We start from the raw sequence: 22,059 nt of genomic DNA, 5'->3' as shown, positions 1-22,059 counted from the left end.
GACATTGTTGAATGGGGCTGCGGACTTGTGACTGGCGACAGGGCTTGGCAGGCCGTTGTCGGGGTCTTCGACCACCGACCTACAAGACTGCGTTGGTTTGCGCAGGTCGGCACTCACAGAGTCCGACATTGTTGAATGGGGCTGCGGGCTTGTGACTGGCAAAAGGGCCTGCCCAGCCACTGTCGGGGTCTTCGACCACCGACCTACAAGACTGCGTTGGTTTGCGCAGGTCGGCACTCACAGAGTCCGACATTGTTGAATGGGGCTGCGGGCTTGTGACTGGCAACAGGGCTTGCCCAGCCGCTGTCGGGGTCTTCGACCACCGACCTACAAGACGGCGTTGGTTTGCGCAGGTCGGCCCCTACAGAGTCCGACATTGTTGAATGGGGCTGCGGGCTTGTGACTGGCAAAAGGGCCTGCCCAGCCGCTGTCGGGGTCTTCGACCACCGACCTACAAGACTGCGAAGTCCTGCACTTGTCGGGGCTGAAGCCACCGACCTGCCAATGCCTCTCGTGGGACGGCAATTTCGGGTGAGACGTTTTTACTGCTGCCCAAACTGCAAATTTTGCCCAGCCTGCTCCGAGGCATAATGCGACAGGCTGTCCCAAAACTCGCCTTGGCCCTTGGTGTCCAACCATTGCGCGCCATCAAAACGGTAATGAAAACCGCCACAGCGCGCCGCCAACCAGACTTCGTGCAAGGGCTTTTGCAGGTTGACCACGATCTGGCTGCGGTTGGGAAAGGTGAGCGTGATCATGCCGCCCACGCGCTGGTTGTCGACATCGGCATCCGTGTCGTCGTTCAGGCGATCGCAACTCGTCTCGATGCCCGCCAACAGGCGTTCCGCGTGGTCCAGAAATTCAAGGTCGGTCATTACAATCGGTGCATGTTGAAGGTATCCAGGATTCTAGTCACGACACTTGCCCTTGTTGGGGGTACGGCTGTATTGAGCGCTTGCGGTCAAAAAGGGCCGCTGCTCATGCCCACCACCCCCGAATCGGTCGGACGTGCCACCTTGGTCGAAGCCCTCAACCCCTGGCATCAAAAATCCACAACATCGCCCAAGCTACCAGCCCGACCGGCATTGCCTGCGCAGCAGCCGCCAGATCAAACTCCTGCGGAAGTAACCGATTTGCCCGGCATGCCCCCTCTGGCGCCTTGACAGGCACGACCGCCCCCTCTGCCCGCCCCCATATTTGCCCCCCAATTTGTCCCTCTGAATTGCGCACATGAACACCTCCCTCAACGCCACCTTGCCCGGCCAACCCCACATCGCCTATTCGGGCGATCAGCTGCTTATCGAAGGCGTGAGCTTGTCTGAGCTGGCCCGCGAACACGGCACCCCACTGTTCGTTTACTCCAAAGCCGCCATGCTGTCGGACCTGGCCGCCTACCAGCGCGGCTTTGCCGGGCGCCAGGCGCAAATTTGCTATGCCATGAAGGCCAACTCCAGCCTGGCCATCCTGCAGGTGTTTGCTGACGCCGGTTGCGGCTTTGACATCGTCTCGGGCGGCGAACTGGCCCGCGTGCTGGCCGCAGGCGGCGATCCAGCAAAGGTGATTTTTTCGGGCGTGGGCAAAACCCGTCATGAGATGAAACAAGCCTTGCAAGTGGGCATTGGCTGCTTCAACGTGGAAAGCGAAGCCGAACTCGATGTGCTGAGCGAGGTGGCGCTCAGTCTGGGCAAACAAGCCCCAGTCAGCCTGCGCGTGAACCCCAATGTGGACCCCAAAACCCACCCCTACATTTCGACCGGTCTTAAGGGAAACAAGTTCGGCATCGCCCACGAAGACGCGCTGCGCGCCTACCGCCACGCCGCCAGCCTGCCGGGTCTGAAGGTGGTGGGCATTGACTGCCACATTGGCTCGCAAATCACCGACAGCACGCCCTATCTGGACGCCATGGACCGCGTGCTCGACCTGGTGGCCGAGGTCGAGGCTGCAGGCATCCCCATCCACCACATCGACTTTGGTGGCGGTCTGGGCATCAACTACAACGGCGACAAACCGCCCGAAGCCGATGCGTTGTGGGCGCAGCTGCTGGCCAAGCTCGATGCCCGTGGCTACGGCCAGCGCCAGCTGATGATCGAACCAGGTCGCTCACTCGTCGGCAATGCCGGCGTGTGCCTGACCGAGGTGCTCTACCTCAAGCCCGGCGAGCAAAAGAATTTCTGCATCGTCGACGCCGCCATGAACGACCTGCCGCGCCCGGCCATGTACCAGGCCTTCCACCAGATCGTGCCGGTGACACCCCGCCCAGGCGATGGTGTGGTGTACGACGTGGTCGGTCCGGTGTGCGAAAGCGGCGACTGGATCGGTCGCGACCGCCAAATGCGGGTAGCAGCGGGTGACGTGCTCGCCGTGCTGTCAGCAGGCGCTTACTGCATGAGCATGGCCAGCAACTACAACACCCGAGGCCGCGCTGCTGAAATTCTGGTGGATGGCACCAAAGCCCACCTGATTCGCCAGCGCGAATCGGCGTTTGACACCTTTGCACTGGAACAGCTGGTCTGAGGCGACGCCTTCACAGACCGGCAAAACGCGTTTTCAAACGCTGGGCATTGATGTCGCACACCGCCTGCAATGCAGACCCCAAGGTGCCCATGGCAGCGGCACGCTGCCAGTAATCCACCGCGCAGTCCAGGGCTGCGTCGGCAAGGGCGGCGAAACCGGCCAAAGCCGGGGGCTGCCGCAAGGGCTCAGCATCCAGACTGCCGCTGTGGATGCTGGGGCGCCACATCATGGGCAGCATGTCGTAGATCGGCGCCACTTCAAAACGCGGGCGGGTCACGTCTTTCACGAAAAATGACAGGTTGCCAAAGTGCATGTCGGTGTTGCCGATGAACTGGCCAAACAAATAAGCCTGTGCCGCAATATCCACCCCGTCTGAATTCAGCAAGGCTTGCCCCTGCAGCGCGCGACAGGTGCCCACCCAGTGCTGGCGTGGCGCACGGACAAAGTGGTCATGCACGGCCGCTGCGGCCACCAAATGGCGGTAGCCAAACAGCGCACTGCGGTCAAAACGCCTGGACAGCAAATAAGTGCGTGTGTCGGTTTCTACGATCTGGGTGTCAGCACAAGCGACGCCATGGTCTTGCAACACGTCCAAAGCCAATTTTTCAAGGTGCAGCAAGGCGTGCCAGCGCTCCCCAAAGGGCGTGCCACGCGGGGGGCTGAACTTGACAACCCAGCGTCTGTCGTCGGATTCACGCAGCAAAAACTTAGGTTGCTCGCCCGCCGCCGATGATCCTGCAGGCAAGCTGATGCCTGACAGCGCCGCCAACTGGTCACAGGCATCTGCCAGAGAAGGTGTCTCGCTGAGAACTGCGCCGGGCACGGTCAGTGCCGGTCCATCTACAGCAAATGCCCCACTGGGATCGCGCACATGGTTGACCACGAAGTAGAGCAACTGGGCCAATGACCAGCGCTCGGGATCGGCTGGGAAGTCGGGCCGCAAACGGGCCAATTCACGGCCTAAAAATCCCTGAGGCTGAAGTGGCGTCAGAAACCAGGGCAAACCGCCTTGTGCCAACCACTCGTGTGCGCCACTGCGCACATGCACGCGGTCACTGCTCAGGTAAGTCAAGGCCCCAAATGGCTGCGGCACCCCGTCAGGCCCATCGCACAACAGTTCGTGACGGGCGGGCAAGCCTTGAATGCTTTGTGTCAATGCATAGCGCGTGCTGCGTGCAGCACCCAGGCGATGCACAACCCCGTTCGGCTGACCCAACCCCAAGGCCTTGAGTGCCAGCGAAATGCTCGGCTGGCTCTTGCCAGTGGCCGCCTGCAGCTGGGCGGCGGTCAGCTCCGGCGTTCTTGCCAGCAACTGATGCAAAGCTGTTTGAAGGGGTAAATCAGCATCATTCATTAATAGATACTTTATCCCAAGTACTTGTCAAAAAACAATTTTTACAAAAAATTGTGTTTTTTATTGATAGATAAATCACCGAATGGACCACCGCCTCAAACCTCGCCAAACCCGCCAACCGAGCAAACCCGCCAACACACCCGCATACACCAACACCTCGGCAAAATTCTGTTTGCCCGCCCTCATCCACCAAAAGTGCAGCACGGCCAGCACGGCCACCGCATAAACACCCCGGTGCAACATTTGCCAGCGCCTGGCGCCCAGCCAGCGCACGGCCCGGTTGAACGAGGTGGCGGCCAGCGCCAACAAGATCACAAAAGCACTGAATCCCAACCAGATGAAGGGGCGTTTGGTGATGTCTTGCACCGTGTCAGCCAGGTCAAAGCCCATGTCAAACCAGGCGTAGCACAGCAGGTGCAGACTGGCATAACCAAACACCAGCAAGCCCAGCATGCGCCGAAAACGCAACAGCTCGGGCCAGCCCAGCCAGGTGCGCAAAGGGGTCACGGCCAGCACCACGCACAGGCTGCGCAGCGTCCAGTCGCCCGTGGCTCGAATCAAGGTTTCGGCCGGATTGGCGCCCAACTGGTCAGACAGGGTGCGCCACACCAGCCAGAGCAGGGGCCCACAGCCCAGCGCCAACAGCGCCCACCAGGCGATGGGCCGACGGAGCCAGCCGCGCATCAGAAGAACTTCTTCAAGTCCATGCCCGCATAAAGCTGCCCCACCTGCGCTTCGTAACCATTGAACATCAGGGTTTTGCGCTTTTTGGCCAGCAAGCCGTCTTCACCGATGCGCCGCTCGGTGGCCTGGCTCCAGCGGGGGTGATCCACCAAGGGGTTCACGTTGGAGTAAAAGCCGTACTCTTGCGGCGCGGCTTTTTCCCACGACGACACGGGTTGCTTGTCGGTGAAGCGGATTTTGACCAGGCTCTTGCCGCTCTTGAAACCATATTTCCAGGGCACCACCAGGCGCAAGGGTGCGCCGTTTTGCTTGGGCATGACCTCGCCGTACATGCCAAACGCCAGCAAGGTCAGCGGGTGCATGGCTTCGTCCATGCGCAAGCCCTCGACGTACGGCCAATCCAGCGCGCCGCCGCGCACACCGGGCATGGTCTTGGGGTCGGCCTGGGTCACGAACTCCACAAACTTGGCCCCCGACTGGGGTTCCACCCGCTTGATCAAATCGGCCAATGAATACCCGATCCAGGGAATCACCATGGACCAGCCCTCCACACAGCGCAAACGGTAAATGCGCTCTTGCATGGCGCCCCACTTCATGAGGTCTTCCAAGGCATAGCGTCCGGGCTTTTTCACCAGGCCCTCGATCTCCACCGACCAGGGCTGGGCATTGAGGGTGTGGGCATATTTGGCCGGGTCGGCCTTGTCGGTGCCGAACTCGTAGAAATTGTTGTACGTGGTCGCGTCCTTGTAGCTCGTGGGCTTGTCCATCGTCATGGCACCCGGCACGCTGGAGGGGGAGGCCTGCAATGCGGCCCCAGCCCCCGGTCGAGCCCCTTGAGCCCAGGCCGCTCGCCCGGCCCAACCGGTCAGCGCCAAGCCGGCCGAGCCCGCGGCCAGGCCCCGCAACATGTCACGGCGCGCCTGATAAACCTGCGAAGAGGTGATCTCGCTGGCAACAGGATGCACAAAACCTTTGTCAGAAGAAAAAATGAGCATGGGCACCTCGGAGCAGTGGACAAAAAATGGATTGTCGAGGTTTTCAATACCTTACGCTGCGGCATCCTTAGGCATGCCCGACCACTGTTTGCTCAAGGAACACTGCATGCTTGCTTTCAGGGCATGGCCACACCTGAACCATGGGCTCCGAGCTGGCTCCTACTCACCTTTTAAATTTGATAATATTGATCCTTTGGCGCCAATACAGGTAAATATGAGAATCCAGGCGATCATTGAAGTGGTCGACGACAACGAAGACATCCGGCAAATGCTGAGCATGGTGCTGGATGCACACGGGTTTGCAGTGCGTACACATTGTGGTGGCCCTGAATACCTTCGCGCAGACCGATCCAGTGGCCCACGGGTGATGCTGCTGGACATTCGCATGCCCAAAATGAGCGGCATCGAATTGCTCGCCAAAATGCGCGAAGCAGGCGACGACATCCCTGTGGTGTTCATGAGCGGCGAAAGCCTGCCACACGAAACCATGGCCGCCCAGGAATCAGGCGCCATCGCCTTCATGTGGAAACCCTTTCGCACCGAGCAGATGCTTCAAGCCATCACACAAGGCCTCGGAACATTCCAGTCCGTCTGACGCTCCACTTGTGGTGTCCAGTCAAGTCTCGCCTCGAAACGGCTCCAGGGAGATGTTGGACTCTGCGAGTGCCGACCTGCAAAAAGCCGTCACCATCAAAACCCAATGCCGGTGCGACGCACTGTCTGTGGGTTGGTGGCTTCAGCCCCGATATGGGCCTTTGCCAAACCCACTGCGCCGGAGTCAAAGCGCCGACGGAGTGATGTTCAAAGGGTGCCGTAACTGTGCAAGCCGCTCAAGAACATGTTGACGCCCAGGAATGCGAAGGTCACCACCACCAGACCCGCCAGAGCCCACCAGGCGGCCACGGTGCCGCGCAGGCCTTTCATCAGGCGCATGTGCAGCCATGCAGCGTAGTTGAGCCACACAATCAGGGCCCAGGTCTCTTTCGGGTCCCAGCTCCAGTAACCGCCCCAGGCTTCGGCCGCCCACAAGGCGCCCAGCACAGTGGCGATGGTGAAGAAGGCAAAGCCCACCGCGATCGACTTGTACATCACATCGTCCAGCACATCCAGCGCTGGCAAACGCTCGGCCATTCGACGGCGACCCAGCAAGATGCCCGCGGCAATCAGCGAAGAGATGAGCGCATAACCCACCCAGTAACTGCCTCCGGCCTCAGCCACAGCACGCACACGAAATGCGATCGGCACAAAACACAAGGCCACGCCCAGCAGCCAGATGGGGGTCAGCTTGTACCAGCGGGTCTCGTTGGCTTGCTGTTTGATCAGGTAGGCAAAAGCCACCATGGCCGCCAGCGCAAAAGTGCCGTAACCAATGAAGTTGGCGGGCACATGCAGCTTCATCCACCAGCTTTTGAGGGCAGGCACCAAGGGTTGAATGGCATGCGCTTCGCGCACCAGGGTGTACCAGAGCAAAAAGCCCACGGCGGCACTGACCACCAGCATCACGAAAGCGCCCAGGGCGCGGGTGCGGTAACGGGCTTCGTAGTACAGGTAAAAGCCCGTCGTCATCCAGCAGAACATGACGAACACTTCGTAGAGGTTGCTCACCGGAATGTGGCCAATATCAGGCCCCATCAAGTAACTTTCGTACCAACGCACCATGGTGCCCACCAGCGCCAGCACCACCCCCAGCCAGGCCAAGCGGCTGCCCAATGCCTCGAGGGCGTCGCCCTGCCCACGAATGAACATGCCAGCCCAGTAAAAGACGGTGCTCATGAAAAACACCATGCTCATCCACAAAATGGCCGATTGGCTGGACAGGAAATATTTGAGCCAGAACACCTGGTCGGCACGCGCCAGATCGCCCTGGTACGAATAAACCGCCCACAGCGACAAGCCAGCCACCACCAGCAGCAAGGTGCGCAAAGGCCGCCAGAACCAAGCCAGGGCCACAGCCGCTGGCACGCTGGCCACCAAAATGCCTTGCTCGTAAATGTCCATCGCCTCGCTGTAGCGGCTGAAGGCCAACAGCATGCCCAGCAGCGCCAGCACGGCAAAGCCCCAGTCCAACAGGCTGCGGCGTGAGAAATAGCCGGGGTTCAAAGTCACGGTTGAATTCATGGGTTGCTCTCGGAACGGCCCAGCAAACGGGCTGTCAATTGATCAAATTCACGGTCCACGTCCATCGTCTGTCGATTGGACGACAGGGCCAGGCTGGCTTTGGCGCCCTCGCCCTCAGGGGCCAGCCACACCCACAAGCGGCGCTCGCGGACGTAGAGCATCGCAAAAACGCCGAGGATCAGGAAAAAGCAGCCCAGATAGACCACGTTCTTGCCCGGGGCTCTGGCCACCTGGAACACACTGGCCTGCACCTGCTTGAAGTCCTTGAGCAAAAAGGTCATGGGCGCGGGGTAAAACGGTGCATCGCTCAGCGCCAGCACCGATTGCGCCATGTAGCCCTGCACCTTGTCGGCAGCCAGCGGCTTGGCGCCTGCTTGCGCACGCGCGGCAACATCCAGCTCGAACAGGGCACCATCGAGAATGCGCACGAACATCTCACCAGCACGCGGGCGCTCGGCCTCGGGCACATTGGCTTCCAGAAAGTCGGCCAAGGCCTGCAGACCGGCCACTTTTTTGCCTTTGATCTCTTCCAGCCCGGCAAACAGGCCCAAGGCGCGGGCAGCCGAATCGGCCAGCTGTTTGGCCAACTCGGGGCGTTTGGGGTCCACCGCCTTGCGGGCGTATTGCTGCACGGCGCGTTCACGCAAACGCGCATCGGCCAGCGCGGCGCGCAAGCGGATAAAGCCTTGCAGGCTGCCGTTTTCGTCGGCCGGTGGGCGCAGGTAGCGGTAAGGCTCCGCCGGGCTCTCGCGCATGCCGAGCAAGAACACCGGCACGCCATCGCCCGCGTCCACTGGCACCATGTAGTTGTTGTACTCACGGGCTTGGCCTGCGGCGTCGCGCAGTTTGTAGCTCACGCTTGGGCCCACATTGCGCAGCTCTTTGGTCTGGCTGGTTTTGTGGCCAGCGCCCATGCGCTCATCGATGGCACTGCGCAAGTCGACCTTGCGCACATCCACACTTTGGCTTTGTGCACTGCCGCCCGTCATGTTCTCGACGTTGATGACGCGCAGGCCGGTGAACTCCAGGCGCATCTTCTCGGCGCCATTGCTCAGCTCGGTGCTGCCGCCGATGGTGCCCTGTACTTCAAACGGCTGGGTGGCTGCCGCCATGGGCACCGCTTGCAGCGTGACGCTGGAGCCGCCGTCGTCAAAGCTCGACTGGTAAATCTCGATGCCTTTGTAGCTGGCCGGGTGGTTCACCTCGACCCGGGCCTCTTTTTTCTCGCCCGTGGCCTTGTCGTGGATCACGATGTCGCTGGCAAACAACTTGGGCATGCCGGTCGAGTAGTACTCGACGATGAACTTCTTGAGTTCAATGGCAAAAGGCAGCTCTTGCAACAAGATGCCGCTGGATTGATTCAGGATGGCGGTGGCAGAGGCGGTGTCCTCGGCCACCATCAGGTTGCCCCTGAAAGCCAGGTTGCGCTCAGACAAGCGGTGCTGCGCGGGCACATCGGCAATCAGACCGCCACCGTTGTAGACCGACTTGCCGCCCCACAGCATCTGGGCGCGCACGATCAGGTCACCGTCCAGCAAGCCCCCCACACACACCAGCACGATGGCCGAATGCGCGGCAATGTAGCCCAGCTTGTTGGCCGCACCCGCCTTGGCCGCCAGCATCCAGCCCGTGCCCTGCGCCGTCTGGCGGGACTGCAGCTTGACCTTCCAGCCCCCCGTGGCCAGCAGCTGGCCCAAGCGGTTTGCTGCGGCCTCAGGCGCTTCATTCAAATGCCCCTTGGCCTTGTGGTGAAAGGCCTTGAGGCTTTGTTCGCGGATGTTTTCTTTGTAGGTCTTGAGATCGGCCAGGATCTTGGGGGTGTTGCGCGCAATGCACAAACTGGTGCTGATGACCAGAAAAGTCAGGATCAGCAAAAACCACCAGGCGCTGTAGACGCTGTGCAGTTTGAGCGTCTCAAACACCTCGGCCCAGAAGGGTCCGAACTGGTTGACGTAGTTGCCCGAGGGCTCGTTTTGCTTGAGCACCGTGCCAATGACCGAGGCAATGCAAATGACGGTGAGCAGGGAAATGGCAAACCGCATCGACGAGAGCAACTCCTGCACGGCGTGCCATCGGGAGGAGCCGCGCTCGGATTCAGGGCTGGGAGCAAACGTCATGGTGCAAAGGTGTGAACAAACCAACAAGAGGGCGGGCCATCCAGCGAAACCCGCCAAAAACGACCAAGGCCGGAAGACCGGCCTTGTTTTGTCGCGTCACCACCGGCATGCCGATTGTGACGCAGCACTGTGCGTGCAGACCGAAGACCCTGAAAACTCTGGGGGCAGCCCCTGGATAAGGATCTTCTTGTGGATCAACGCAGACCGGCCATGTAGTCCGAAACCGCCTTGATTTCGCGGTCGTTCATCTTGGCTGCGACCTGAGTCATCTGGATGCTGTTCTTGCGAACGCCATCACGGAAGGCGACCAGCTGGGCTGTGGTGTAGTCAGCGTGCTGACCCGACACGCGGGGGTATTGGGCGGGCATGCCAGCACCGTTGGGCGAGTGGCAGCTGGCGCAAGCGGCGATCTGACGGTCTGGAATGCCACCGCGATAGATGCGCTCACCCATGGCCACAGTGTCTTTGTCTTTGGCAAAACCTGGCTTGGCTTGTTTGGAAGCGAGCCAGTAAGCGATGTTGCGCATGTCGACATCGCTCAGGCCTGCAACCATGCCGCTCATCACGGCGTTGGCACGCTTGCCCGATTTGAACTCTTGCAATTGCTTGATCAGGTATTCGGGGTGTTGCTGAGACAGTTTGGGGTTGACCGGGGTGGTCGAGTTGCCGTCGGCTGCATGGCAAGCCACACACATGGCAAATGCGGCTTCGCCTTTGGCCAAATCGGGCTTGGCGGCTGCAGGGGCAGCGGCGGGGTTGGCCAATGCAGAACCCGCCACAAGCGCGGACAGGGTGGCTGAGATCAGAAAAGAGGCAAGAGACTTCATGGGCGTCGTCCAATGGTTGGAAGAATGGGCGCAAAACCCAAGGATTCTACAATGAGGTCTGCGTCAGTTTCCTGACGACCCAAGGCCCCCTGATTTATGAGCTCCAGTCCCCGCGTCTCCACCCCATCGCCCAAACCCGCGCCCGCCACCCCTGCGGCGGTCACGCCCATGGGCTGGATGCACACCGCCCGCTTTTTGACCACCGCCGCGCAACTGCACCATTTGCCCGCGATGGACACCCCTGAAATCGCTTTTGTGGGCCGCTCCAATGCAGGCAAATCCACCTGCATCAACACCCTGACGCAGAAAAAGCAGCTGGCCTTTGCCTCCAAAAAACCCGGCCGCACCCAGCACATCAACCTGTTTGCTCTGGGCAAGCAAGGCATCACCGATGCCGTGCTGGCGGATCTGCCCGGCTACGGCTACGCCGCCGTGGCCAAGATGGACAAGCTGCGCTGGCAGCAGGTCATGGCCAACTATTTGGTCAGTCGCGAAAACCTCAAGGGCATCGTCATGATGTGCGATCCGCGCCACGGCCTGACCGAGCTCGACGACATCCTGCTCGAAGTGATCCGCCCCCGCGTCGAAGAAGGTCTGAAGTTTTTGATCATCCTGACCAAGGCAGACAAGCTCACCCGCGCCGAGCAAGCCAAAGCCCTGTCGATTGCGCGACTGCAAGCCGGTGGCGGCGAGGTGAAGCTCTTTTCGGCCCTGAAAAAGCAAGGCGTGGACGAGGTGGCCAAACTGCTGTGGGACTGGACGCACTCCGCCGACGGCCTTGAAGCGGCAGCGCCCGCTGAGCCGCCCGAAGACGAGCCCGAAGCGCTGGACGAATAATCCACGCGGCGCCTGATACGCGCCATCCCCCATCAAGCGCTGTGCCTCATCACAAGCCATCGTCGGAGTCTTCGACCACCGACCTACATAAGCACTCACCCGCAGGTCGGCACTCGAAGAGTCCGACACCTCTTCGCACGGCCGCCATCGCCCAATCAAGTGCTGTGCCTCATCACAAACCATCGTCGGAGTCTTCGACCACCGACCTACATAAGCACTCACCCGCAGGTCGGCACTCGAAGAGTCCGACATCTCTTCGCACGGCCGCCATCGCCCCATCAAGCGCTGTGCCTCATCACAAGCCATCGTCGGAGTCTTCGACCACCGACCTACAAAAAAGCACTCACCCGCAGGTCGGTACTCAAAGAGTCCGACATCTCTTCGCATGGCCACCATCGCCCCATCAAGCGCTGTGCCTGTGCGCAAACCATCGTCGGAGTCTTCGACCACCGACCTACAAAAAGCACCCCCCCGTAGGTCGGTACTCGAAGAGTCCGACAATATCCACGATAAGGCAGCCAGCCATGCTGGCAATTCGGGTGGTGATGATTCGCAAACCCTGACACCCCCCCCCTGCCCCCGGACCTCAAGGAGCACCTGCATGATTGACACCTGGCAACAAACTCTGCCCCATGGCATCACCCTGAGCTGCCGCGCCTGCGGTGAGCCTGGCCGCCCGGTGTTGATGTTTCTGCATGGTTTTCCGGAAGCGGCCTTTGTTTGGGACGAGCTGCTGCAACACTTTTCGCGCCCGGAAAATGGCGGCTACCGCTGCGTGGCGCCCAATTTGCGCGGCTACGAACAATCCAGCGCCCCCACAGACGTGAAGGCGTATCGAGCCAAATTCCTGGTGCAGGACATCGTCGCCCTGATCGACGCCGAATGCGGCAAAGACAGACCCCTGGCCGCCCTGGTGGCGCACGACTGGGGAGGCGCCCTGGCCTGGAGCGTGGCCAACCAGCACGCCAACCGCTTGCGCCAACTGGTGGTCATCAACGCCCCGCACCCCGGCCCCTTTGTGCAAGCCATGCAGCACAACCCGGCGCAGCAGGCGGCCAGCGCCTACATGAACTTTCTGGTGCAAGCCGACTCGGCGGCCCAGCTCTCGGCCAACAACTTTGAAAAGCTGCTGAGTTTTTTGAAGAGCAATGCGGAGCAAACCGGCGGCATCCCCAGCCTGGCCGCCAAAGCCGCGCCCTGGCTCACGCCCGCCCTGCAAGCGCGTTACCGCGAAGTTTGGTCCCATGGCCTGGACGGCGCCTTGAACTACTACCGGGCATCCCCGCTGCGCCCATCAACACCCCAAGACCCCGCTGTGGCGCAAGTAAGCCTGCCCCCCGAAATGCTGCGTATTGAGGTGCCCACTTTGCTGCTCTGGGCGCAAGACGACATCGCCTTGTTGCCCTGCCTGACCGAGGGGCTGGACACGCATGTGGCTGACTTGTCTCTGGTGCCGATTGCAAACGCCACACATTGGGTGGTGCATGAGCAGCCGCAAAGGGTGATCACGGAAATCACCGACTTTTTGCAGCCCCCGTTTCAGTAAAACCCCGGCTCGCCCTCGGGCCGCGTCTTGAAGCGCCGGTGCACCCAGTAATACTGCTCGGGCATGGTGCGCACCCATTCGGCCAGCAGGCGGTTCATGCGCACCGTGTCCTGCACGGCATCGGCACTCGGAAAATCCACCAAAGGCGCATGCACCTCGATGTCATAACCCTGCGCCGTCATGCGCGTGACGACCGGCACCACACGGGCGCCCGCCACTTTGGACAAGCGAGACAGCGAAGGCAAGGTAGCCGCCTTTTCTACCCCCATGAAGGGCACAAAAATCGACTCCTCCCGCCCGAAATCCATGTCGGGAGACAGGTGCAGGGGCTCGCCTTTTTTGATGCCGCTCAAAATCTGGCGCATGCCTTGGTGCCTGAAATACGGCCGCACATTGCCCGAACGTTCGCGCCCCTGGCGCACCCAGTTTTCGACGGCGGGGCGCGACTGCCCCACAAAAATGAAAGCCACCGGCCCCGGCACATCCAGCGACACGGCCATGCCGCCCGCATCCAGCCCCACAAAATGCGGCGCCAACATCACCAAAGGCCCCGGCGCGGTCAAGGCCGACACGTCGCCCACCCAGCGCAAGCGCTGGCGCACCAGCGACTCGGGCGCGTGCCAGAGCCAGGCGCGATCCATCACCGACTGGCCAAAAGATATGAAATGCCGATACGCCAGCGCCTCGCGCTCAGCCGCCGACAGCTCAGGCATGGTTTTTTCCAGGTTGACACACACAATGTGTCGGCGGCTGCGTGCCACATGCCACAACAGCCAACCCAGCCCGGTGCCCAAGGCGCGAACCCAAGGCAGCGGCAAGCGGGCGCACAAGCGCAGATAAGCGATCAGCAAATTCACCATGTTGAGAGGACCCTGTTCATGCGGAGCGCGGCTGCTTGTAACGGGCATAGCCCCAGATGTATTGGCTGGGACGTTGCAAGATCAGCGCCTCCATGGCCTGGTTGATTTGCACCACCGCCGTGTCCAGATCGCTCGACAAGGCATGCCCCAAGTCCTGGGTGTGCAAGCGGTAACCGCGCCCCCAAGGCAAACGCTCACCCCAGATCAGCACCACCTGCGCCCCGGTCTGCGCCGCCAAACGGGCCGCCAAAGTCATGGTGTAAGCCGATTTGCCAAAAAACGGCGCCCATTGCCCCATGCCCTCGGGGGGCACCTGATCAGGCAGCAAACCTACGGCACGTCCAGCACGCAGGGCCTTGATCATCTGGCGCACCCCGGCCAGCGTGGTGGGCACCGCCTCCAGCCCGGGGCGGTTGCGCGCCTGGGTCATGACCTCATTCAGTCCCGCATGACGGGACGGACGGTACAGCACCGTCAAATCACCATGCGCCGGTGCAAAGCGCAGCGCCAGGGCCTGAGCCGTGATCTCGAAACACCCCATGTGCGGTGTCAAAAACAAGACCCCTTGACCTGCGGCATAGGCCTGCACGGCAGCCCGGTCATCGGCCCATTCAAAGGCAGGTGTGCGGCCCAGCCACAAACGCGGTAACTCCGCTGACATGCAACCCGCTTGCCCAATGGCGCCTACAAAAGCACGCCAATTCAAGCCCGCTTGGCGGGCATTGTCCAAAAATCGGCGACGGTAGGTGCCCGACAGGCACCAAGCCAGCCAGCCGCCCACCCAGCCGATGGCGTGCAAGGCCAACAAAGGCCAATGAGAAAAAAAACGGAACCAACTCAGCATAGGAGGGGGATTTTGCCTTGAAACCATGCCCCCTGGCGGCGGCGCCCCGTCAAGCCGACATGTCGCTCTCTTCGAGTGCCGACCTACGAGACACGGGGAATTTGCAGGTCGGTGGTCGAAGACCCCGACACATGCGTGTCGATGGAACATCGCGGTGGTAACACTACCTGTTTTTGTTAGCTCCGCTACCGGTTCAGCAACCGACCAGATTGGCAAGACTGCTCATAACATCCAAACAACCCAAAAACTTCAAACCCGACCACGGAAATCACCAATTAAGGAATCCGAGATGAAAAATGCCCAGAGCTCGCAAGAGTACTTCAGTACCAGCCAAGCCGCCAAAATTCTGGGGCTGTCTGTCGGCACCATCCAGCGCATGGTCGAAAACGGCGTATTCAAAGCGTTTGTGACACAAGGAGGGCATCGACGCATTCTGGCGACCTCTTTCAGCCACTACTGCAAACAGCAAGGTTTTCAGGCCCCTCAGACCACCACAGACAAACCGCTGGTCTGCATCCTGCACAGCAGCGAAACACTGACACCGGCGCTGACCATTCTCAAGGAATGGGCACAAGTCAAGGTCATGACCCAACCACTGGACTTGATGGGCATCCATCAAAACGTGGGGGTCTTTTTCATTGATGCACGCATTCCCTGGCTGCATAACTCGCCACTGCATTTGCAAGAAGACACCATCCAGAATGCCCACATCGTGGTTTACAACAGCAAAGACTTGCCCGCCGACAGTGCCCTGCACCTGGCCAAAAGCATCAGCTTGTTTGAAAACGACATCAGCACCGACCTGGTCTATGGCTATCAACTGGGCCACATCCACACCCACATACAACAGGGTGTTGATGCCGAACAGCCCTCATCCATGAGACGCATTGAGATGGCAGTGTCTTGAAACTTGGGCAAATGCCCTTATCATTAGCACTCGATGGAGTTGAGTGCTAACAAAACTCCACACCGTTAAAAAGCACCCGAAGTGGGTGCTTTTCTTTAAAACCCTTGTTTCAAATCTAGGAGATTCCATGAAACTGCGTCCTTTGGGCGATCGCGTGATCGTCAAACGTGTCGAGAGCGAAACCAAAACTGCTTCGGGCATCGTGATTCCTGATTCCGCAGCTGAAAAGCCTGATCAAGGTGAAGTCTTGGCAGTCGGCCCCGGCAAGACCAACGACAAAGGCGAGACCAAAGCCCTGAGCGTCAAAGTCGGCGACCGCGTGTTGTTTGGCAAGTACAGCGGCCAGACCGTCAAGGTCGGTGGCGATGAGCTGTTGGTCATGAAAGAAGAAGACCTGTTTGCCGTCGTCGAATAAGTCTCTCAGTCCCCATTTTTAAATACTTTCAGGAGCTACTCACATGGCAGCAAAAGACGTAATTTTCGGCGGCGAAGCCCGCGCACGCATGGTTGAAGGCGTGAACATTTTAGCCAACGCGGTCAAAGTGACACTGGGCCCCAAAGGCCGCAACGTGGTTCTGGAGCGCTCGTTCGGCGCCCCCACCGTGACCAAGGACGGCGTGTCCGTGGCCAAGGAAATCGAACTCAAAGACAAGCTGCAGAACATGGGCGCCCAGATGGTCAAGGAAGTCGCTTCCAAGACCTCTGACAACGCAGGCGACGGCACCACCACCGCGACCGTGCTGGCTCAAGCCATCGTGCGCGAAGGCATGAAGTACGTGGCCGCCGGCATGAACCCGATGGACCTGAAGCGCGGCATCGACAAGGCTGTTGCAGCCCTGATCGAAGAGCTCAAGAAGGCCACCAAAGCCACCACCACCAGCAAAGAAATCGCCCAAGTCGGCTCGATCTCTGCCAACAGCGACACCAGCATCGGCGAAATCATCGCCAACGCCATGGACAAAGTGGGCAAAGAAGGCGTGATCACCGTGGAAGACGGCAAGTCTTTGAACAACGAACTCGACGTCGTTGAAGGCATGCAATTCGACCGCGGCTACCTGTCGCCCTACTTCATCAACAACCCTGAAAAGCAAGCTGCTTTGATGGACAACCCCTTCGTGTTGTTGTTCGACAAGAAGATCAGCAACATCCGCGATCTGCTGCCCACACTGGAAGCCGTTGCCAAAGCTGGCCGTCCTCTGTTGATCGTTGCAGAAGAAGTCGACGGCGAAGCCCTGGCGACTTTGGTGGTCAACACCATCCGTGGCATCCTGAAGGTTGTGGCCGTCAAGGCTCCTGGCTTTGGTGACCGTCGCAAAGCCATGTTGGAAGACATCGCCATCCTGACCGGCGGCAAAGTGATCGCTGAAGAAGTGGGCCTGACCCTCGAAAAAGTGACTTTGGCCGATCTGGGCCAAGCCAAGCGCATCGAAGTGGGCAAAGAAAACACCATCATCATCGATGGCGCAGGCGCTGCTGGCGACATCGAAGCCCGCGTCAAACAAATCCGCGTGCAAATCGAAGAAGCCACTTCCGACTACGACCGCGAAAAGCTGCAAGAGCGCGTGGCCAAGTTGGCTGGCGGTGTGGCTGTGATCAAGGTCGGCGCTGCCACCGAAGTCGAAATGAAAGAAAAGAAAGCCCGCGTTGAAGACGCCCTGCACGCCACTCGCGCTGCTGTGGAAGAAGGCATCGTGGCTGGTGGCGGCGTGGCATTGCTGCGTGCACGTCAAACAGCTGGCACCATCAAAGGCGACAACGCTGACCAAGACGCCGGCATCAAGCTGGTGCTCAAAGCCATCGAAGCGCCTCTGCGCGAGATCGTGTACAACGCCGGTGGCGAGCCATCGGTGGTGGTGAACGCTGTGTTGGCCGGCAAGGGCAACTACGGCTTCAACGCTGCCAACGACACCTACGGCGACATGATCGAAATGGGTATCCTGGATCCTACAAAAGTGACCCGTACTGCTTTGCAGAACGCCGCTTCTGTGGCCTCTTTGATGCTGACCACCGAGTGCATGGTTTCGGAAGCTCCGAAAGACGACGCCCCTATGGGCGGCGGCATGCCTGACATGGGCGGCATGGGTGGTATGGGCGGCATGGGCATGTAATGGCTCGGCTGTCCGGACTGAGGGCTTAGGCCCTCACCCGACCCCAAACAAAGCCCCGCAAGGTGAAAGCCTAGCGGGGCTTTTTTTCGGTGTGCAGCAAATGCGCCACAATCGTTGCATGAATTTTCAAGCACTTGTTGGCCTGCTACAAAAGCGGCTCCCCAAGCTGATGGCGGTGTACGCCTTTGGCAGCCGTGTGCGTGACCAAGGCCGCCATGCCAATGCAGACAGCGATCTGGATCTGGCCGTGCTGGTCGAAGGCTATGCCGATCCCGTTGAGCTTTTTGAACTCTCCGGGGAAATGGCCGACCTGGTCGCTTGCCCAGTCGATCTGCTGGACCTTCGTGCAGCCTCCACCGTCATGCAACACCAAATTCTGATGGAAGGCGAACGCCTGTGGGCCAGGGATGTGGCGGCGGGCTTGTTTGAAGCCGCCATGCTCACTGAAAAACTGCATTGGGACGCAGCCAGGCAGCCTTTGATCCAGGACGTGATGCGAAGAGGAGCCGTGTATGGCCGATGATGTGCTGATCAACAAAGCCGCCACCATTGAGCGCAGCGTGGCGCCCGCCCATCGCCTGAACGCGCCTCCTCTTTTCACGTTCTGCACGGGCCAAGTCTCGCGCAGCTGAACAATCAAAACGCGCTGGCAAAAACCGCGCATGGATGGACGCATGACCTCTTCTTTACAACAACACCACGGGGCGATGCTGCTCAAGTATTCGGGGATCAGCTTCATTTCGGGGGCCGTCAACCACGGCTTTTTCAGCGGCGAACGCTCTTTGTGGACCGCATTGGTCGGCATGGTTTTGTTTGTGCTGGGCGCTTGGCTCGAACACCGTTGGCAAGCCGCAGATACCGACACACCGCAGTCGGGCCTCATGAAGACCCTGGCCATCGGCAGTTTGCTGTCGATTGGGCTGGGCTTTTTCACCGGCGGCTTGCAGCATTTTCCGGATTCACCCGCGCGCAGCGCCTGGGTGGTGCCGCTGGGCTTTTTCATCTCGGTGGTGGCGCTGGGCCTGAGTGCACCCCGCCACTGGCCTCGGGCGGCCACGGTATATCTACTGATGGTCGGCACAGCCGTCTCAGCAAGCAGTTGGGCCGCTTGGCAGTGGCTGGAACACCACCCCGACTGGGCTGCCACAGGGCACAGCCACGGCGAGACCGCTGCAACAGACGACCACCAAGGGGCCTCGCTCAAGGCTGGGGCCATCGCGCAAGTGGTCAGTCGCAGCATCACGGTCAACATGGATGACCCAATGCGTTTCACACCCAACCAGATCGACGTGCACGCTGGAGAAACCATCCGTTTTGTGGTCACCAATTCGGGCCGCACAGCGCATGAAATGGTGCTGGGCAGCGACGAGGACATTCGCGCTCACGCCGAGGCTATGAAACAAGCGGCAGCCCAAAGGTTGGCCCATGGCAGCGATCACCCGCACGGCACAGGGGCCGCCATCAGCGTGGCAGCCGGGCAAACCGGCGAGTTGGTGGTGACCTTTGCAGATGCCCGCACCCTGCAAATGGCTTGCCTGATTCCGGGTCATTACGAAGCCGGCATGCGCGGAACCATCAAAGTCTTATCGGGTGTGGCGCCAAGAGAGCCCACCACCAAGCCCGAAGCAGATCACGATCGCAGCACACACAAGCATTGAGCGTGGTCACACATTGTCGGGGTCTTCGACCGCCGACCTACAAAAAGGCACCAGCCCCGTAGGTCGGCACTCGCAGAGTCCGACATCTTCATCTCACCACAATGGCCCGCTTTGGCGTTTCAGCTTGCTCGCCCATTGTCGGGGTCTTCGACCGCCGACCTACAAAAAGGTACCAGCCCCGTAGGTCGGCACTCGCAGAGTCCGACATCTTCATCTCACCACAATAGCCCGCTTTGGCGTTTCAGCTTGCTCGCCCATTGTCGGGGTCTTCGACCGCCGACCGACAAAAAGGTACCAGCCCCGTAGGTCGGGACTCGCAGAGTCCGACATCTTCATCTCATCACAATAGCCCGCTTTGGCGTTTCAGCTTGCTCGCCCATTGTCGGGGTCTTCGACCACCGACCTACAAAAAGGCACCAGCCTCGTAGGTCGGCACTCGCAGAGTCCGACATCTTCATCTCACCACAATGGCCCGCTTTGGCGTTTCAGCTTGCTCGCCCATTGTCGGGGTCTTCGACCACCGACCTACAAAAAGGCACCAGCCCCGTAGGTCGGCACTCGCAGAGTCCGACATCTTCATCTCACCACAATGGCCCGCTTTGGCGTTTCAGCTTGCTCGCCCATTGTCGGGGTCTTCGACCGCCGACCTACAAAAAGGCACCAGCCTCGTAGGTCGGCACTCGCAGAGTCCGACATCTACATCTCACCACAATGGCCCGCTTTGGCGTTTCAGCTTGCTCGCCCATTGTCGGGGTCTTCGACCGCCGACCTACAAAAAGGCACCAGCCTCGTAGGTCGGCACTCGCAGAGTCCGACATCTACATCTCACCACAATGGCCCGCTTTGGCGTTTCAGCTTGCTCGCCCATTGTCGGGGTCTTCGACCGCCGACCTACGAAGTCACAACTGAATCAACGAACCTTGTTCAACAAGGCCGCAGTGGACGCATCCAGCCCGCTGACGTCGCCCGACACGATGCGCGCATGGATGTCTTTGGCCAGCACCTTGCCCAACTCCACCCCCCACTGGTCAAAGCTGTTGATGCCCCAGACCGAGCCGCTGACGAACACGCGGTGTTCTTGCAAGGCGATCAACGCACCCAGGCTGGCGGGCGTGAGTTCATCGAGCAACAAAAAGGTGCTGGGCCGGTTGCCGGGAAAGTGCTTGTGCCCACCATCGTCCGACTTGCCCAGCATCAGCGCCTGCGCTTGCGCGATCACATTGGCCAGCAGCAACTCATGATGGTCTTTCAGGCTGTGTGTGGGCTTTTTGACCGCGATGAATTCCAGCGGCACCACGTCGGTGCCCTGGTGCAGCATCTGAAAATAAGCGTGCTGCCCGTTGGTGCCCGGCTCGCCCCACAGCACGGGCGAAGTGCCATACGGCAGCGCATGGCCATTGCGGTCCACACGCTTGCCGTTGCTCTCCATCTCAAGCTGCTGCAAATACGCAGGCACCCGGCGCAAGGCGCTGTGGTACGGCGCAATGCTTCGGCTGGTGTAGTTCAAAAAGTTGCGGTACCAAACGTCAAGCAAGCCCAGGCGCACAGGCAAATTGCTTTCGAGCGGCGCAGACTGGAAGTGCTGGTCCATCGCGTGTGCGCCGACCAGCAAGTCTTTAAAGCCTTGCGCGCCGATAGCAATGGCCACGGGCAGGCCAATGGCCGACCACACGGAGTAACGCCCCCCCACCCAGTCCCAAAAACCGAAAGTGGTGGTGATGCCCATCTCGGCCGCAGCCGACACGTTGGTGGTGAGCGCCGCAAAGTGGCGCGACACATCGCCGCCACCCTGGGCCTTGAACCAGGCCAGCGCCGAGCGGGCGTTGGTCATGGTCTCGATCGTGGTGAAGGTTTTGGACGCGATCAGGAACAGCGTGTTCTCGGCCTTCAGGCCCTTGAGCACCGCAGCCAGTTCATGCCCGTCCACATTCGACACAAAGTGAAAACGCTTGCCCGGGATCACGAAGTCTTGCAGCGCCAACACGGCCATTTGCGGCCCCAGGTCAGAGCCGCCAATGCCGATGTTCACCACATCGGTGATTTGCACATCGGCGCGGATCTGCTCGGCATAGGCCAGCATGGGTTGGAGGGTGTCGTGCACCAGCTTGAGGGGCTCGGCCAAATCACCCGACAGTGAACCTTCAGGCTGGCGCAGCAGCCAGTGCATCACAGCGCGGTCTTCGGTGCTGTTGATATGTTCGCCCCGGAACATGGCATCGCGGTGCGAGGCCAAACCAGTTTGCCTGGCCAGCTCCATCAACAGCGCTTCGGTGGCGGCATCGGTGTGGTTTTTCGACAGGTCGGCAAAGACATACGGGGCGATCTGGCTCAGGGCCGATGCCCGCTTGGCATCCTGCGCAAACGCGGTGCGCAAATCAAAGCCTGCAAATCCCACCGCATGGGTTTGCAGGTTTTTCCAAGCAGGGGTCAAGTCACAGCGCATCAGGGTCTTTCAGTGAGATGAGCGCTTTCAGGGCAAGCGCTCAAAGGGTTTTCCGTTTTTGTAGGTCGGCGGTCAAAGACTCCGTCTTGGGACGTGCGCCATAGGCACTAAACGTCGGACTCTTCGAGTGCCGACCTACAGGGTATTCGCAGGTCGGTGGCTTCAGCCCCGACAGCCATCACTTCGCGAAGCGACTGACAAACCGCTAGCGGTCCACAAAGGCTTGTCGGATCTGAAGGTGCCGACC

Annotated in this window: 20 protein-coding genes and 1 pseudogene; 11 read left to right on the top strand and 10 right to left on the bottom strand. The window is 60.2% G+C overall.

All coding sequences use genetic code 11. The annotated features are described in order from the left end of the window. Positions 1–542: 542 nt before the first annotated feature. Positions 543–875 (bottom strand): iron donor protein CyaY, encoded by a 333-nt coding sequence (gene cyaY, locus B9Z51_RS05200; protein WP_108372360.1) that lies wholly within the window; start codon positions 873–875, stop codon positions 543–545. Between the two features lie 12 nt (positions 876–887). Between cyaY and B9Z51_RS19070 the strand changes: the two are divergent. The 3 genes and pseudogenes from B9Z51_RS19070 to lysA form a co-directional block, all read left to right on the top strand. Beyond that, positions 888–980: pseudogene (locus tag B9Z51_RS19070) on the top strand (lipoprotein); the annotation flags it as partial. Further along, positions 981–1,163, top strand: coding sequence for a hypothetical protein (locus B9Z51_RS18375; protein ID WP_199227452.1), 183 nt, complete (start codon positions 981–983; stop codon positions 1,161–1,163). A 67-nt stretch (positions 1,164–1,230) separates the two neighbouring features. Continuing rightward, on the top strand, positions 1,231–2,514 hold the full coding sequence (lysA, locus tag B9Z51_RS05190) for a diaminopimelate decarboxylase (RefSeq protein WP_108372356.1): 1,284 nt from the start codon (positions 1,231–1,233) through the stop codon (positions 2,512–2,514). Positions 2,515–2,524: 10 nt separating this feature from the next. Here the strand turns inward: lysA and B9Z51_RS05185 are convergent, their stop codons facing one another. The 3 genes from B9Z51_RS05185 to msrP form a co-directional block, all read right to left on the bottom strand. Beyond that, positions 2,525–3,835, bottom strand: coding sequence for a HipA domain-containing protein (locus B9Z51_RS05185; RefSeq protein ID WP_158272828.1), 1,311 nt, complete (start codon positions 3,833–3,835; stop codon positions 2,525–2,527). A 108-nt stretch (positions 3,836–3,943) separates the two neighbouring features. Continuing rightward, a complete protein-coding gene (locus tag B9Z51_RS05180) occupies positions 3,944–4,552 on the bottom strand; it encodes a sulfite oxidase heme-binding subunit YedZ (protein WP_108372352.1) in 609 nt (202 codons plus the stop codon). Beyond that, on the bottom strand, positions 4,552–5,547 hold the full coding sequence (msrP, locus tag B9Z51_RS05175) for a protein-methionine-sulfoxide reductase catalytic subunit MsrP (protein WP_108372349.1): 996 nt from the start codon (positions 5,545–5,547) through the stop codon (positions 4,552–4,554). Before msrP ends, B9Z51_RS05180 begins: the two co-directional genes overlap by 1 nt. Between msrP and B9Z51_RS05170 the strand changes: the two genes are divergently transcribed. After that, the gene (locus B9Z51_RS05170) at positions 5,540–6,142 is read left to right on the top strand and encodes a response regulator transcription factor (protein WP_108372347.1); all 603 of its coding nucleotides are present in this window, start codon (positions 5,540–5,542) and stop codon (positions 6,140–6,142) included. The two genes, msrP and B9Z51_RS05170, sit on opposite strands and share 8 nt — an antisense overlap. Before the next feature lie 206 nt (positions 6,143–6,348). On the opposite strand, the gene ccsB is transcribed toward B9Z51_RS05170, so the two are convergent. The 3 genes from ccsB to B9Z51_RS05155 form a co-directional block, all read right to left on the bottom strand. Next, positions 6,349–7,665 (bottom strand): c-type cytochrome biogenesis protein CcsB, encoded by a 1,317-nt coding sequence (gene ccsB, locus B9Z51_RS05165; protein ID WP_108372345.1) that lies wholly within the window; start codon positions 7,663–7,665, stop codon positions 6,349–6,351. Beyond that, the gene (locus tag B9Z51_RS05160; protein ID WP_108372343.1) at positions 7,662–9,782 is read right to left on the bottom strand and encodes a cytochrome c biogenesis protein ResB; all 2,121 of its coding nucleotides are present in this window, start codon (positions 9,780–9,782) and stop codon (positions 7,662–7,664) included. The genes ccsB and B9Z51_RS05160 overlap by 4 nt, the downstream gene beginning before the upstream one ends. Positions 9,783–9,976: 194 nt before the next feature. Then, the gene (locus B9Z51_RS05155) at positions 9,977–10,609 is read right to left on the bottom strand and encodes a cytochrome c (RefSeq protein WP_108372341.1); all 633 of its coding nucleotides are present in this window, start codon (positions 10,607–10,609) and stop codon (positions 9,977–9,979) included. Between the two features lie 168 nt (positions 10,610–10,777). Between B9Z51_RS05155 and yihA the strand changes: the two genes are divergently transcribed. Continuing rightward, positions 10,778–11,446, top strand: a complete 669-nt coding sequence (gene yihA, locus B9Z51_RS05150; RefSeq protein ID WP_108372767.1) for a ribosome biogenesis GTP-binding protein YihA/YsxC — start codon at positions 10,778–10,780, stop codon at positions 11,444–11,446. A gap of 601 nt (positions 11,447–12,047) precedes the next feature. Further along, positions 12,048–12,992 (top strand): alpha/beta fold hydrolase, encoded by a 945-nt coding sequence (locus B9Z51_RS05145; protein ID WP_108372339.1) that lies wholly within the window; start codon positions 12,048–12,050, stop codon positions 12,990–12,992. On the opposite strand, the gene B9Z51_RS05140 is transcribed toward B9Z51_RS05145, so the two are convergent. Next, positions 12,986–13,852 carry a lysophospholipid acyltransferase family protein gene (locus B9Z51_RS05140; protein WP_108372336.1) on the bottom strand — a complete coding sequence of 289 codons (867 nt, stop codon included), beginning with the start codon at positions 13,850–13,852 and terminating at the stop codon, positions 12,986–12,988. The two genes, B9Z51_RS05145 and B9Z51_RS05140, sit on opposite strands and share 7 nt — an antisense overlap. Positions 13,853–13,868: 16 nt before the next feature. Continuing rightward, positions 13,869–14,696, bottom strand: a complete 828-nt coding sequence (locus tag B9Z51_RS05135; protein WP_108372334.1) for a lysophospholipid acyltransferase family protein — start codon at positions 14,694–14,696, stop codon at positions 13,869–13,871. Positions 14,697–14,985: 289 nt separating this feature from the next. Here B9Z51_RS05135 and B9Z51_RS05130 point away from each other — a divergent pair, with 289 nt between their 5' ends. The 5 genes from B9Z51_RS05130 to B9Z51_RS05110 all read left to right on the top strand — a co-directional run bounded on the left by B9Z51_RS05130 (position 14,986) and on the right by B9Z51_RS05110 (position 19,369). After that, the gene (locus B9Z51_RS05130; protein WP_108372332.1) at positions 14,986–15,603 is read left to right on the top strand and encodes a helix-turn-helix domain-containing protein; all 618 of its coding nucleotides are present in this window, start codon (positions 14,986–14,988) and stop codon (positions 15,601–15,603) included. A gap of 127 nt (positions 15,604–15,730) precedes the next feature. Further along, positions 15,731–16,018, top strand: coding sequence for a co-chaperone GroES (groES, locus tag B9Z51_RS05125; protein WP_108372330.1), 288 nt, complete (start codon positions 15,731–15,733; stop codon positions 16,016–16,018). 43 nt (positions 16,019–16,061) lie between these two features. Then, positions 16,062–17,711, top strand: coding sequence for a chaperonin GroEL (gene groL / locus B9Z51_RS05120; RefSeq protein ID WP_108372328.1), 1,650 nt, complete (start codon positions 16,062–16,064; stop codon positions 17,709–17,711). Between the two features lie 118 nt (positions 17,712–17,829). Continuing rightward, positions 17,830–18,234, top strand: coding sequence for a nucleotidyltransferase domain-containing protein (locus B9Z51_RS05115; RefSeq protein ID WP_108372326.1), 405 nt, complete (start codon positions 17,830–17,832; stop codon positions 18,232–18,234). Positions 18,235–18,385: 151 nt separating this feature from the next. Next, a complete protein-coding gene (locus B9Z51_RS05110) occupies positions 18,386–19,369 on the top strand; it encodes a plastocyanin/azurin family copper-binding protein (protein ID WP_158272827.1) in 984 nt (327 codons plus the stop codon). 910 nt (positions 19,370–20,279) lie between these two features. Here B9Z51_RS05110 and pgi read toward each other — a convergent pair. After that, a complete protein-coding gene (pgi, locus tag B9Z51_RS05105) occupies positions 20,280–21,812 on the bottom strand; it encodes a glucose-6-phosphate isomerase (RefSeq protein WP_108372322.1) in 1,533 nt (510 codons plus the stop codon). Positions 21,813–22,059: the final 247 nt, after the last annotated feature.

This window comes from Limnohabitans sp. T6-5 (assembly GCF_003063315.1).
Classification (GTDB): Bacteria; Pseudomonadota; Gammaproteobacteria; order Burkholderiales; family Burkholderiaceae_C; genus Limnohabitans_A.
This window is presented reverse-complemented; position numbering and strand designations above follow the sequence as displayed.

Coding starts and splice junctions, on each gene's coding strand:
- cyaY (WP_108372360.1), bottom strand. CDS start 875: ATGACCGACCTTGAATTTCTGGACCACGCGGAACGCCTGTTGGCGGGC.
- B9Z51_RS18375 (WP_199227452.1), top strand. CDS start 981: ATGCCCACCACCCCCGAATCGGTCGGACGTGCCACCTTGGTCGAAGCC.
- lysA (WP_108372356.1), top strand. CDS start 1,231: ATGAACACCTCCCTCAACGCCACCTTGCCCGGCCAACCCCACATCGCC.
- B9Z51_RS05180 (WP_108372352.1), bottom strand. CDS start 4,552: ATGCGCGGCTGGCTCCGTCGGCCCATCGCCTGGTGGGCGCTGTTGGCG.
- B9Z51_RS05170 (WP_108372347.1), top strand. CDS start 5,540: ATGAGCATGGGCACCTCGGAGCAGTGGACAAAAAATGGATTGTCGAGG.
- msrP (WP_108372349.1), bottom strand. CDS start 5,547: ATGCTCATTTTTTCTTCTGACAAAGGTTTTGTGCATCCTGTTGCCAGC.
- ccsB (WP_108372345.1), bottom strand. CDS start 7,665: ATGAATTCAACCGTGACTTTGAACCCCGGCTATTTCTCACGCCGCAGC.
- B9Z51_RS05160 (WP_108372343.1), bottom strand. CDS start 9,782: ATGACGTTTGCTCCCAGCCCTGAATCCGAGCGCGGCTCCTCCCGATGG.
- B9Z51_RS05155 (WP_108372341.1), bottom strand. CDS start 10,609: ATGAAGTCTCTTGCCTCTTTTCTGATCTCAGCCACCCTGTCCGCGCTT.
- yihA (WP_108372767.1), top strand. CDS start 10,778: ATGGGCTGGATGCACACCGCCCGCTTTTTGACCACCGCCGCGCAACTG.
- B9Z51_RS05145 (WP_108372339.1), top strand. CDS start 12,048: ATGATTGACACCTGGCAACAAACTCTGCCCCATGGCATCACCCTGAGC.
- B9Z51_RS05140 (WP_108372336.1), bottom strand. CDS start 13,852: ATGGTGAATTTGCTGATCGCTTATCTGCGCTTGTGCGCCCGCTTGCCG.
- B9Z51_RS05135 (WP_108372334.1), bottom strand. CDS start 14,696: ATGCTGAGTTGGTTCCGTTTTTTTTCTCATTGGCCTTTGTTGGCCTTG.
- B9Z51_RS05130 (WP_108372332.1), top strand. CDS start 14,986: ATGAAAAATGCCCAGAGCTCGCAAGAGTACTTCAGTACCAGCCAAGCC.
- groES (WP_108372330.1), top strand. CDS start 15,731: ATGAAACTGCGTCCTTTGGGCGATCGCGTGATCGTCAAACGTGTCGAG.
- groL (WP_108372328.1), top strand. CDS start 16,062: ATGGCAGCAAAAGACGTAATTTTCGGCGGCGAAGCCCGCGCACGCATG.
- B9Z51_RS05115 (WP_108372326.1), top strand. CDS start 17,830: ATGAATTTTCAAGCACTTGTTGGCCTGCTACAAAAGCGGCTCCCCAAG.
- B9Z51_RS05110 (WP_158272827.1), top strand. CDS start 18,386: ATGACCTCTTCTTTACAACAACACCACGGGGCGATGCTGCTCAAGTAT.
- pgi (WP_108372322.1), bottom strand. CDS start 21,812: ATGCGCTGTGACTTGACCCCTGCTTGGAAAAACCTGCAAACCCATGCG.